General features: G+C 63.6%; 8 protein-coding genes. 5 read left to right on the plus strand and 3 right to left on the minus strand.

Annotated features, from left to right (window positions below; all coding sequences use genetic code 11):
* Positions 1 to 11: 11 nt before the first annotated feature.
* The 4 genes from A9K71_RS00675 to A9K71_RS00690 all read left to right on the plus strand — a co-directional run bounded on the left by A9K71_RS00675 (position 12) and on the right by A9K71_RS00690 (position 6,345).
* The gene (locus A9K71_RS00675) at positions 12 to 776 is read left to right on the plus strand and encodes a protein phosphatase 2C domain-containing protein (RefSeq protein WP_066989102.1); all 765 of its coding nucleotides are present in this window, start codon (positions 12 to 14) and stop codon (positions 774 to 776) included.
* A gap of 3 nt (positions 777 to 779) precedes the next feature.
* A complete protein-coding gene (locus A9K71_RS00680; RefSeq protein ID WP_066989104.1) occupies positions 780 to 3,413 on the plus strand; it encodes a serine/threonine-protein kinase in 2,634 nt (877 codons plus the stop codon).
* A 101-nt stretch (positions 3,414 to 3,514) separates the two neighbouring features.
* Positions 3,515 to 3,925 (plus strand): DUF1036 domain-containing protein, encoded by a 411-nt coding sequence (locus A9K71_RS00685; RefSeq protein WP_066989410.1) that lies wholly within the window; start codon positions 3,515 to 3,517, stop codon positions 3,923 to 3,925.
* The gene (locus tag A9K71_RS00690; protein WP_066989107.1) at positions 3,922 to 6,345 is read left to right on the plus strand and encodes a M23 family metallopeptidase; all 2,424 of its coding nucleotides are present in this window, start codon (positions 3,922 to 3,924) and stop codon (positions 6,343 to 6,345) included. The genes A9K71_RS00685 and A9K71_RS00690 overlap by 4 nt, the downstream gene beginning before the upstream one ends.
* Positions 6,346 to 6,399: 54 nt before the next feature.
* Here A9K71_RS00690 and A9K71_RS00695 read toward each other — a convergent pair whose 3' ends face one another.
* The gene (locus A9K71_RS00695; protein ID WP_066989109.1) at positions 6,400 to 6,933 is read right to left on the minus strand and encodes an OmpA family protein; all 534 of its coding nucleotides are present in this window, start codon (positions 6,931 to 6,933) and stop codon (positions 6,400 to 6,402) included.
* Between the two features lie 173 nt (positions 6,934 to 7,106).
* Here A9K71_RS00695 and A9K71_RS00700 point away from each other — a divergent pair, with 173 nt between their 5' ends.
* The gene (locus tag A9K71_RS00700) at positions 7,107 to 7,673 is read left to right on the plus strand and encodes a hypothetical protein (protein WP_082980283.1); all 567 of its coding nucleotides are present in this window, start codon (positions 7,107 to 7,109) and stop codon (positions 7,671 to 7,673) included.
* A 663-nt stretch (positions 7,674 to 8,336) separates the two neighbouring features.
* Here A9K71_RS00700 and A9K71_RS00710 read toward each other — a convergent pair.
* Positions 8,337 to 10,886 (minus strand): caspase family protein, encoded by a 2,550-nt coding sequence (locus A9K71_RS00710; protein WP_066989115.1) that lies wholly within the window; start codon positions 10,884 to 10,886, stop codon positions 8,337 to 8,339.
* A 252-nt stretch (positions 10,887 to 11,138) separates the two neighbouring features.
* Positions 11,139 to 11,972, minus strand: a complete 834-nt coding sequence (gene fghA / locus A9K71_RS00715) for an S-formylglutathione hydrolase (RefSeq protein WP_066989412.1) — start codon at positions 11,970 to 11,972, stop codon at positions 11,139 to 11,141.
* Between the last annotated feature and the right edge of the window lie 399 nt (positions 11,973 to 12,371).

Raw genomic sequence — 12,371 nt, forward strand, 5'->3', positions numbered from 1 at the left:
TTGGTGGCAAATTGAGCACTGTCGCCCTTTCCATTGAGAGTTTCGGCGTCAGCCACAAAGGCTGTGTGCGCGACCACAACGAAGACAACTATCTGGTCGAGCAACAAGCCGGCCTTTGGGTGGTGGCCGACGGAATGGGCGGCCATGAGGCCGGCGAGGTCGCTTCGGCCAGCATCGTCGACCACCTGGCGACGATCGGCATTGCGAGCTCGGCGCCGGACCTTCGCGCCCGTTTCGAGGACCGGCTGAGCCGCGCCAATGCCGAGATCCGCAACATATCGCGTTCGCGCGGCATCACCATCGGCTCCACCTTCGCCGCCCTGCTCGCCATGGAGGGGCGGTTCGCGGGCCTGTGGGCCGGCGACAGCCGCATCTATCTGGTACGCGGCGGCGCTATCTCGCAGATTTCCAGAGATCATACCGAAGTCCAGGAGCTGCTAGACCGGGGCATGATCAGCGCGGAGGAAGCGCTCACCTGGCCGCGCCGCAATGTGATCACCCACGCCGTCGGGGTCAGCGACGAACTCGAGATCGATTTTCAGCAAGGCGAGCTGATGCCGGGGGATATCTTCGTATTGAGCACCGACGGGCTCACCGCGCATGTCAGCGACGCGGAGATCGAAGCGGCGGTGAAGTCCGCGCCGCCGCAAGCCGCGTGCGAGAAGCTGCTGGAGACGGTGCTGGCGCGCGGCGGAACGGACAATGTCACCATCGTGCTGGTCAGGATCGGCGACGGACGCAACGGACCGCTCGATGCGGATCGGTCCAGGGGCTGACAGATGAGCGACGACGACAGGACGCGGATTTCGCCGAACCTCGCAAATACCGGCGTCGGCACGCAGCTCAGCGGCATTTACGAGCTTGACGAGCGCATCGCATCCGGCGGCATGGGCGAAGTCTATCGCGGCCACAATATCCAGACCGGCGACCATGTCGCGATCAAGATCGTGCTGCCCGAGTTCGCGCGCGACCAAACCATCCTATCGCTGTTCCGCAAGGAAGCCTCGATCCTCAACCATTTGTCGCATGACGCGGTGGTGCGATACCACGTCTTCACCATCGATCCGGGGATCGGCCGCCCCTACCTGGCTATGGAATTCGTCGACGGCCAGTCGCTGTTCGATGTCATGCGGCGCGGCCCGATGGCACCGCCGGACGTGCGTCGGCTTTGCCATCGCCTCGCCTCGGGCCTGAGCGCCGTCCATCAGGCCGGCGCGGTCCACCGCGACCTTTCGCCCGACAACATCATCCTGCCGGGCGGCCGGGTCGAGCGCGCCAAGATCATCGACTTCGGCATCGCGCGCTCGGCGAATGTCGGCGGCGAGACGCTGATCGGCGGGAAATTCGCCGGCAAATACAATTACGTCTCTCCCGAACAGCTCGGCCTTTATGGCGGGGAGGTCAGCGAGCAATCCGATATCTACAGCCTCGGCCTGGTGCTGGCCGCCGCGCTGCGCGGGAAGCCGCTCGACATGAGCGGCTCGCAATATGAGGTCATCGAGAAGCGCCGCACCGTGCCGGACTTGTCGGACATCGATCCCGATTTCCGCGAGCTCATCGAAGCGATGTTGCAGCCGGATCCTCAAGACCGGCCCGCCAGCATGGCCGAGATCGCCAGGGCAACGCGCGACGACGACCTCGACGCGACCTTGCCGCCGCCCGGATCGTTTGCTCCGCGCGAACGATCCGGCTTGCCACGCGCCGGCTGGACGGCGTTGCCAAACTCCAGTCCCCCGGCTTCTGCTGCCTCCGACGAACCGCGTTTCGTTCCGCATGTCCGGCCTGCGCACCTGTCGCAACCGAGGCCGGCGCCGGCGGCGGCTCCGGCCAGTGCCTCAAGCCGACCTGCGGAGCGAAAGCCCTCGCGGATCCCGGCTATAGCGGGCGGCGTCGCGGTTCTGGCAGTCCTGGCGGCGGCCGGCGTCTATTTCAGCGGCGCGTTGGTCACTCCGCCCGCCGTCGAAAAGCCTGGGCCCCTAACGCCGAAGCCGGCGGCAAAACCCGTCGCGGAAGCACCCAAGCCGGTATCGGAGGCATCGACGCCTCAGCCAGAGGCACCGCAACCTCGGCCGCAAGCGCCGGCCGAACCGCAGCCGGAAACACGGAAGGCGGACAGCTCAGCCACCGTTGAGCCGGCAAAACCTGCCGCTCCGGCTCTGCCGCAACCGCAAGACACGACACAACCCGTCCAGAAGCAGGCCGAGACTGAGCAGAAGCCGACACAGCCTGCCCTATCGGCTGCGCCGCAACCGCAGGACAAGACCGCCCAGAAACAGGCGCAAGTAGAGACCGGACAGAAATCCGAGCCGACACCGCCTGCCCCTTCAGAGAGCCTGGCCAAAAACAACCAGGCGAAAGCCTCGCAGCCGGCGGAGGCCGAACCGGCACAGCCGTCGGTCGAGAACCTGCCGGCACCCCTGCCAAAGGCAGCGGAAAACCAAAAGCCGTCGAGCCCGACAGCGGAAGCCACTCCGGCGCCCGAAGCAAAACCGCCTGCGACGAAACCCAGCGCATCTGACCTCGTCGACGCTCTGTCCAAATTGTCGAAATCGAAGACGCCGGCGCCGCAAGTTACGGAAAACCAAAATCAGGCGCCGGCTTCGACTGCGCGCCAGCCGGCAGCGCCCGAAGCGGCTACTCAGCCGGCAAGGCCGAAAGTCTCGACCACACAACCGGCACCACTGCCGCAGCCACCGCCGGCCAACAAGCCATCTCAAAATACCGACGTCGCAATCAATCTGCCAAAGCCCCAGGTTCCGCCGCCGGCAAACAAAACCGACGCGTTGGCTCAGCGCGCCTCTTGGGTGCGTGACTTCAGCGGCGGCAATTGCTTCTACGCGACCCTGACATCGGCAACGGGCACATCCGCGGCGATCGAGGGATTCGGAACGGCCGTGCAGCCTTTCGAGCAACTGCTCGGCGCGTTCCAGTCCAGGTTCAACGTCGAGCCGGACATCAGCGTGCGCCTGATTACCCCATCACAATGCGGCGTACCCACCTTCCTGCACCTTCTCGACCGAAGCGAGGCTGAACGACCGCAGCTCATGCTCGACCGGACATCGGTGCCCGACGGATCACCGATCAGCGGCACGCTGGTGACGCGCGGGGGGCTCATCTCCAGCGTCTTGCTGATCAACCACAATGGCACCGCCTTCAACCTCGACAGCCGCATGGTCGCGCAGCCGGACAGGGCGACCTTCAAGATCGCCATCGATCTCGCCGCTGACGACAAGGCGGCCGGCAAGGCTTTGCCTCAGGTCATCCTGGTGATCACCGGGCCACGGGACGTCCAGGCCGCGATGTTCGCGGGCCCGACCCCCGCCTCGGAAGTGCTGCCCCGGATCCTTAGGGAGATCCAGGCGGACGATTCCGGATTTTCGGCCACCGCCAAGTATTTCCGGCTTGGCGGATAGCGCGGACGCCGATGGTTCTCTGCCGCCTGCTCTCTTCCACCCTGTCCCAGTCACGCAAGGAGCGCGGACCGATCCGGCCTGTTGCTGATCGCATCGGCCGCATGAAGCTTGCTGCGCTTGCCGGCACGGCTTTGCTCTCCGTGCTATCCGTCAACAAGGCACATGCCGAATTCACCGTCTGCAACCAGACGCTCGACGTCGTCAACCTCGCCGTCGGACAGAAGGTCGACGATGCCGACCAGACCGACGGTTGGTGGACGATCGGCGCCAACCAGTGCGTCAATGTCATTCGCGAGGAGCTGACCAACCGCTACATCTACATCTACGCCACGGACGTCTTCGGCCATGCGATCCTCACCGGATCGATCGAGATGTGCATCGACCGGCGCCGCTTCTCGATCCGCGGCATCGACGAATGCTGGCAGCGCGGCCATATCGCGGCGCGCTTTGTCGAGGTCGACACGCAGGAGCAGGTGCGCTGGACCTATTTCCTGAGCGGGAACGGCCCGTGACGCACAGCATCGACACGAGCTTCAAACTGAAGAAGCAGGCGCGCCTTGCCGAGCGGCGGCGCAAGCTGTGGCGCTGGATTCTTTCCGGCGTTGCGGCACTCGTCCTCGTCTCGGTAGCCACGGGTTTCTACCTCACACGCGATTACTGGTCCTTCGGCGACGAGGACGAGGAACTGCATCCGGTCGAGGGGATGGATGACGTGCCGCCCGACGCTTCGGTTTATGTGCCGGCCATCATCGACCTCGCCGGCGATCCGATGTGGATCACGCTCGCGCCCGATGCCGACACGGCCAAGGGCAAGACCGTCGCGAGCCCGGCCGAGCTCGACAGTTCCGGCGCCTCGCCGCAGATCGAAATCCTGTCCGATGCAATGTTGAGCGCCAGCGAAAAATTCATGACGACGATCCCCTCGACGCAGGAGGATTTCGCCTTCTTCCAGGCGCAGCGGCAGACCGCGCCGAAATCTCCTGCAACGGCGCCGCAGGATCGGCAAGCGGCCCCCCTCGCTCCGGGCGCAGCCGACGACCAGCAAGGCGATCTTGAGAACGACCTTCAGGCCGCACCCGACGAGAGCGAAGCTCCTGCCAGTTCAGCGCCCAAGGCGGATGCCGATGATCCGGAAGCGGGCTGGGGCGAGACCGTCGACCAGGGCGAGGCCGCCCTTCCCGCTTTCAAGAAGACCCAGATCGAGAACAACACGACCGTTGCGACCGTCAGCAGCGAATACCAGCGCTTCGAGGCGACCGAGGACACATTCGTAAAAATCCTCAACGACCGCAGCCTGGACAGCGTCGTTGCCGATGCGCATTTCTCCGCCGACGACGCGAAGCTGGCGGGCGAAGCGCTGAAGACGCTGTTCAACCGTGACGGGCTGGGGGCGGGCTTTGTCGTGGCGATGCGCGGATTCAGGCCGAACCGCGAGACCACCACCATGTCGCTTATGCAGGTCTCGATCTACGCCAGGAATGTCTATGTCGGCACGCTGACGCGCAATGGAGCGGGCGCGTTCGTGTCGGGCGTCGACCCGTGGGTGCGGGAGGACCTTTTCAACTATTCAGGCGCATCCGACGAAGGCGGGCCCAAGCGCCAATATCGCCTGCTCGATGCGATATATTCGACGGCCGCGCGCAACAAGGTTCCGACCAGCGTGATCGGAGAGGCCATCATGTATCTGTCGCGAGGACAGGATCTCGACGCCTTCGCCAGCGAGGACCAGCGGCTGGTGCTGATCTACTCGCAGACGCCGCGCGGCCAGGGCGAAATCTCAGGACGGGTCCTCTATGTCGGCGTTCAGGGCACGGAGAAGACGCTCGACTGTTTCGTCTTCCAGCAGAGCGATGGCCAGTATGCGTGCGTGACGGGCAATGACGAGGTTCGCTCGCTCAACGTCACCAACGGCATGGTCACGCCGGTGAGCGGGGTGATGACCTCGACGTTCGGCCCGCGCAAGCACCCGATCCTGGGCACCGTTCGCATTCACAAAGGCGTCGACTGGGCCGCTCCGGTCGGCACGCCGATCATGGCCGCCTTCGACGGCGAAATCACCTTCCAGGGCGATGGCGGCAGCTATGGCAATCTGGTGAAGATTACGCATGCCAACGGGCGCGAGACGCGCTACGCGCATATGCAGAAATTCGCCATCGCGAGCGGCGTCGGCACCAAGGTGAAGGCCGGCGACGTCATCGGCTATATCGGCACCACCGGACTTTCGACCGGCCCGCACCTGCATTTCGAGCTCTACCAGGGCGGCCAGGCGATCGATCCGCTGGGTACGGTCACCACGGTCGCCACCTATGCGTCCGGCGGCGCCGGCGGCGGCTACGGCGATGCTGCCGTCGAGACGCTGACCGACCGCATCGTCCATGTCGAAAGCGGCGGCAAAGCGCGAGCCAAGAACCCGCTCTCCTCGGCGACCGGTGCCGGTCAGTTCATCACCAAGACCTGGATCCGGATGATGAACACCTATCGGCCCGATCTCGCCCGCTCGCTGTCGACCGCCGACCTGCTCGCGCTCCGCTACGATGCCACGCTGTCGCGCGAGATGGTGCGCAATCTGGCGCGCGAGGGCGAAGCTTATCTTCGCGCCCGCGGCCACCAGATCACCGCCGGGCGGCTCTATCTCTGCCATTTCCTGGGCATGGAGGGTGCTGCCCAGGTGCTGGCGGCGCCCGGCTCGGCGCAATTGAGCGCAGTGCTCGGCTCCGCCGTGATCCAGGCCAACCCTTTCCTTACCGGCAAGACCACCAGCTACGTCGTCGACTGGGCCGAGCGGAAAATGGGTCAGAAGGTGACCCGCTTGGCGTCGTCCGATCAGAACCAGCAGACGACCAGAACCCAGGTCCGACAGACATCGCCGGAGTTCGAGAAATACAAGCAGGCCGTCACGGCCCTGATAAGCTCGATCCAGGCGACCCTCTGAGGCTCTGTCGCGCTACCGTCGATCGCTGTTCGCAGCGCGAGTGATTCGTGCGGCTTATTCCGTCCTGATCCGCATCTCGACCCGGCGGTTCACCGGATCGTAGGGATTGGCGACGCGCGGGTGCGACTTGCCGAGACCAATAGCTTCGAGCCGGGTGGCCTGTACGCCGTTCGCGGTCAGGAATGCGGCAACCGATTTCGCCCTGCGCTGCGACAGCTCCTGATTGTAGCGATCCGAACCCGAAGCATCGGTGTGGCCTTCGACAACGAAGCTGAACGAACTCAACCGGTTGTCTTTCAGCGCCTTGGCGAACTCGTCGAGCTCGGTGCGCGCGGTCTGGTCGAGCTGGGCCGAATCCAGCGCGAAATTGATCATCATGTCGAGCCCGGTTTTGGTCGGGGCCGCGGTCTGTTCGTTCTTGCTCTTGCACTCTTCTTCAGTGCCGACGCAAATCCCGCGCGTCGCGCCGAGATTGCTCGCGCCGGTGAAGAACTTCACGATGTCTTCGGATTTCTGAAGCGGATCAGCGGAAACGTGCGTCGAAAAAAGCACGGCCGCCAATGCAAAGGCTGAACTGGCCCACCGCATGATCGTTACTCCCTGTTTGAGCGGATCTCGCTGCGGCGGACGATAGCAAATCTCGCGCCGGTTGTCTGTGAACAAACACACGCTGCGAGCGCTCGTCATTTGCTAAGCTAATGCTTGACCAGCGCCTCCGCCGGGGCTTCAGTATCTCTATTCCTAATAAGGGCGTGGCAGCCATGGCGAGGGGGCTCCGGTTCAGGACGGCGCGGGATCTCTTCAACGCTTGCCCGGCCATTGCCCGGGACATGAAAGCGGTCCCGACAGACCAGCCCTCGATCGAGTTTTGCCGGGCGCTGCTCGCCGGGCGCGTGCCGGAGGAAGCAATCACCTTCTGCGCCTATCTGCTGCCCGAGCGGCCCGCGATCTGGTGGGCGCATGAGTGCCTAAGCAACCTTGCCGAGCTCCTCGGCGACACGGACCTCGAATTGCTTGCGCTCGTCGGCGACTGGGTCGGCGAACCCGGCAATCCCGACCATCGCGAGGCGGTGGCCCAGGCCGTTGAGGTGCCGCCCGCGACGCCGGTTTCCTGGATCGCTTTGGCAGCAGGCTGGCGCGACGGCGACTCGGGCATCGATCAGGCGACAGCCGAATTTCCGACCGCCCATGCCGTCGGCGCGGGGATACTGGCAGGCCTTGCGCGGGTATCGCTCGCGGACCGGTTTACCGTGCTTTCAGCCTTCGTCGAGATGGGCATCGAGATGGCGGAGATGGAGGCGCAGCAGCAATCGGCCGATGCTTTTTAAAGCATGTCAGGAGGGTACGCAGCGGTCATCGGGAATTGTGTCAAAGCAACAGAAAGACCGACTTCACGTTTCCGGGAAACGATGAACCGCTACGGCTGGAGCTGAGCGTGGCGACCATGAGGATTGCCAGACGCAACGTCTCCGACCACGGAATGCCTCGCGCAAGGAAAAACCTATTGATACCGGCAGGAGACCGAGACTCATCCTTGCTTCGCAAGCGGGTCAAGCCACGGCGGCAAGGGCAAACTGGAGTAAGTCTGCCATAGCGCCACGATTGAGCCGCAATGGTGTACGTGTGGAGCGAAACCTCACCGGCTCTATCGTTTCAGCCTCCTCCCCAGTTGCCTCCGCCGCCTCCGGTGCTTCCACCGCCGCTGCCTCCGGCACCACCACCACCACCTGCGGCGGGGATGACAGGGGGCGGTGCTTCAGGTTCTTCCTCAACCGGCAAGATGACTTTCTTACTAGCCACCTTTTTCTGTTTGACGATCTTTGGCGCGGTCGCCGCTCGCACGACCGTGGGCTGAGGCTTCGTCGCCACCGGTGTCGGTTCGACGTTAGGCATCATGGACGTGCAGCCCGTGACCGCCACCCAGAAGCCGGATAGAACTGTCGCGATAATTGCTTGCTTCAATGTCCTTCCCACCATTTCCTCCTCGTTCCTCAAAAAACATCCCGACGTGGATTGGCCTGTTCCCAGACCGCTCTGGCGACGTCGACCAGTTGCGTGTCAACAGAACCGGTCGCGGGGACCTTCGACTTGAGCTGCTGACGAAGCTCTCTCAAAGCCGTCGTTTTTGCCTTTGCGCCAAATTTTGCGATTGTCTTTTGGACGTCCGGCAGTTCCTTACGAAAATCCAACGCGGCCGCGAATGCGAGAAAGCGCACAGCAACGGCCTGATCGGCCTTGTCGCCCTTCTGCATCTCCAGAGCGGCGCGATCATAGGCACCGGACTGGTCGCCCCGCGCGGTCGCCAGTTCGAACAGCCTTTGAGCTTCGATGAGGTCTCGATTCACGCCAATGCCGTCCCGGTACATTCGTGCGAGGTTACTCGGAGCGTAGGGCTGGCCGAGATCCATAGCCTTCTGGAAAAGTGCCTGTGCCTGCTTCAGGTCTTTCTCCACACCCTGCCCGTTAAGGTAATTCCGGCCGAGTAGATTCATCGAATACATGTCCTGCCGCTCAACGCCCGCCTTCATAAATGCAACAGCGCGGTCCGGATCGGCGGGTATGCCATTACTGCCCTCCGTGAAGATCACTGCAAGCGCATTCATGGCGTAGGTGTGGCCCATCGCCGCCGCCTTTAGCATTAGGTCCAGACCCTTGCCGGTATCGCGCCTAACGCCGTTGCCAGTAAACAAGATACGGCCCCACGCCGTCATCCCGTAGGGATCGCCCTTTTCGGACGCGGCTTTGTAGAAGGTGTTGGCCTGTATGCGGTCGACAGGCGAACCAGTCCCTGTAAAATACATATAGCCGAGCTCGAACACCGCCCGGACATGCCCCCTGTCGGCAGCTTCCTGGATGGCCTTCTTGGCCTCCTCGACCTTGCCGACAACAAGCAGCGCACGCCCGAGCTGGTAGCGGAAGCGGGCGACGTCGGGATAGGCTTTCACCGCCGCCCGGCAGACATCCACGGCGTTGCTGCTGATTTCGTTCGGCAGCAGGCCGGGGACGACGCCCTGCAGGTCGAGAGGCTCGCCGGCCTCCCTGTCACAGGCGTCGACGCTTGGCGACAGCTTCATCGTCGCCGGCTTCGACGGCGTGTTGTCGGCTCTTATTTCGAAGCCGACGCTCAGCGGCTTGACGGCGCCGATCTGGGGTTCGTAGCGCAAGTGGTCGACTTCATCGGCCATCAGGCTTGAATCCGGAGACAAGGTCCGGTCCGGCAGCGACAGCGTTCCCGTTGCCGGATAGCTTGCAAGCTTCACGCTGACGGTGGGATCCTTTGTCGGGAAAACGAGCTTCAGCGGCACAGGGCCGACACCGACCGGGACGCTTACGTCACGGTTCTCGATCGCCTCGGCGGCGCCGGTGATGTGAATGCCGCGCTCCAGCACCTGCTGCTCCTGCTCGGCCTCGAGCGAAGCCATGAGCTGCTGCCCTTCGGCGGCGTTCCCGTTCTTGACCCGAAACACCAGGATACCCTGGGATTGACCGCCCCAATTGTCATGCGTGGCATAGGCCAGCATGTCGACCTCTTCCTGCGCGCCGGATCCTTTCGGCACGTCCATCTTAAGACGCGGCAGATCCTTGCCCGCAATCGGCTGGCCGACAGCGACAGGCTTGCCGTCCAGCGTCAGGCGTCCAAGCGCCGGCGGCCTTTCGATGCTGACGGTGACCGCGCCGCCGTCGACATCGACCGGCTCCGGCAGGTCAAGCGCCACCGGTCCGACGCCCGACGGCACGACCTTTTCCAGCACCGGCGGCAGTGCCGGTCGACTGGCGCGGCGCATCAGCACCACCTCGTCGATCAGCGACGAATTCTCCCAAGGAACCTGCTTGCCATCGGTGGCTTTGACCACGTCGCGGCGAACCGCCGCCATCACCGTGCGGATTTCCTGGTTGGGCGCCAGCGCCCGGCGCGAGAAGGCGGACGAGAACGGGCTGAGATCATCCGCTCCGTCATAGGCGACGGCTCCCGGCTCGGTGGCGAAGGCAATCAGCGTGTTCAGCGAGCTCTTCACCTGCGCAAGTCCGGTGCCGCCCGCGGCAATCAGCTGGTCGCGCAACCAATAGTCCTTGCGCGGGAACGGATTGTTGCGGCAGGCATCGAGGATGATCACCTGGATTTTCGATTTCGCCCGCAGCTGCTCCAGCACGTCGTCGAGCTTGATCGCCTGGACCTCGATGTCGGCCGCGGCCTTGAGCGAGGCATCGACCGGGATGAGGAAATTCTCGCCGCCGATCTGAAAACCGTGGCCCGAATAGTAGACGACGGCGAGATCGGCACCGTCCGCCGCGGCGAGATAGTTGCGGAACTGCTCCTCGAACCGAAGCTTGGTGAGATCCTTGGCGACGAACACGTCGAAGCCGGCCAGGCGGAATGTGTTCGACACATCCTCGGCATCCTTGTCCGGGTTCTTGAGAGCCGGGATGTCGCGGTATTCGGAATTGCCGATCACAAAGGCGACCCTGCGCTCCGCATGAGCTTCGAAGGCCGTGAAGCTCACGAGAACCAGGGCTGCAAGGAACGCGCAGCATCGCAGCATGGCAAATCCTTAACTGCTATGACCTGTCGGCCACAGGAACGCAGCTTGCGGCGCCGAGGTCTGTTAAAGAGTTCACAATCTGCCGGGACCAGAGCAGACCGCATGCATAACGACAGCGGGCATGCGTCTCATCCAACCAAGTACTAAATTACTCCAGAGACCTATTCACCGCAATGAGAAGACGCGTTGGATCGTCGGATTGCGTCGCGGCTATCCAACTTCAGGTTCAGGGCTGCCGGGCGTTTGCGCTGCCTATGCCATCCGCGCGGCGTGCCACTTCAAATGATCGTCCATGAAGGTCGAGATGAAATTGTAGGAATGATCGTAGCCCTCCTGCATGCGCAACTTCAGCGCGATGCCGGCCTTTTTGCACGCCTCTTCGAGCAGCCAGGGACGAAGACCATCCTGGAGGAAGCCGTCGGCGCTGCCCTGGTCGACGAGCAGTTCGCCGTAACGATGGCCGTCCCCGATGAGCAGCGTGGCGTCATGGGCGCGCCAGCTCTTTTCGTCTGATCCCAGATATTTTTCCAGTGCCGGCCGCGACCAGCCCGCCGTCGTCGGCTGCACGATCGGCGCGAAGGCCGAGCAGCTGCGGAAGCGCCCCGGGTTCTTCAGTGCGATGGTCAGCGCGCCGTGCCCGCCCATCGAATGGCCGAAGATCGACTGGCGCGAAATGTCGACCGGGAATTTGGCCTCAATAAGCGCCGGCAACTCCTCGGTGACGTAGGAGTACATGCGATAGTTCTTCGCGTAGGGCGCTTGCGTGGCATCGACATAGAAGCCGGCGCCGCAACCGAACTGCCAATTGTCCTTCTCATCGGGAACGTCCGGACCGCGCGGGCTGGTGTCGGGGCAGACGACGACGAGTCCAAGCTCGGCCGCCAGGCGCCGGTATTCGCCCTTGTCCATGACGTTGGCATGGGTGCAGGTGAGCCCCGATAGAAACCACAAAACCGGCAAAGGCCCGTCCTTCGCCTGGGGCGGCACGAAGACGGCAAAGGTCATGTCGCAAGCACAGACTTCAGACGCGTGCGAATAGACGCCCTGGATGCCGCCGTGCGATTTGGACGTGGAAAGGACGTTCATCGGTTCTGCCTTCTCGCCGGGAATGTCCGGCCCGACATAGCTGCCGGACCCGGCGCCCGCAACCTTGCACCTCGCCAAAACGGCGCAGATGCGCGATCGAACGGCGGAAGGGCGGACATTTCGAGCCGCTCTTGTTATGCGTCGCCTCCCAGGCGAGCCTTCGCGTGTTCTAGGTCGGCAAGAGAACATCCGGCCGGATCGCAAAAAGAAGTCTTTTTCTGTCCTTTGCTTCGCCGAAACCGAAGCGGGGCGCTCGCTGGCAAGCGGGCAGGGAAAATTCGACGGGTTGTGAACGGAAGCTATCCGCCGGTGCAATGCGGGTGGGGGTGCTCGCATTGCACCGGCGGCTCGGCAATCAGCGGATTGATGAGCAGATCGCGGCGCGCTGCCGCTCGCCGC

The sequence above is a fragment of the Mesorhizobium sp. WSM3873 genome, assembly GCF_001672445.1.
In the GTDB taxonomy this organism is placed as follows: domain Bacteria; phylum Pseudomonadota; class Alphaproteobacteria; order Rhizobiales; family Rhizobiaceae; genus Mesorhizobium.

Excerpts from the sequence above, each read along its gene's own strand:
- A9K71_RS00680 (WP_066989104.1), top strand. The coding sequence starts at position 780 with ATGAGCGACGACGACAGGACGCGGATTTCGCCGAACCTCGCAAATACC.
- A9K71_RS00685 (WP_066989410.1), top strand. The coding sequence starts at position 3,515 with ATGAAGCTTGCTGCGCTTGCCGGCACGGCTTTGCTCTCCGTGCTATCC.
- A9K71_RS00695 (WP_066989109.1), bottom strand. The coding sequence starts at position 6,933 with ATGCGGTGGGCCAGTTCAGCCTTTGCATTGGCGGCCGTGCTTTTTTCG.
- A9K71_RS00700 (WP_082980283.1), top strand. The coding sequence starts at position 7,107 with ATGGCGAGGGGGCTCCGGTTCAGGACGGCGCGGGATCTCTTCAACGCT.
- A9K71_RS00710 (WP_066989115.1), bottom strand. The coding sequence starts at position 10,886 with ATGCTGCGATGCTGCGCGTTCCTTGCAGCCCTGGTTCTCGTGAGCTTC.
- fghA (WP_066989412.1), bottom strand. The coding sequence starts at position 11,972 with ATGAACGTCCTTTCCACGTCCAAATCGCACGGCGGCATCCAGGGCGTC.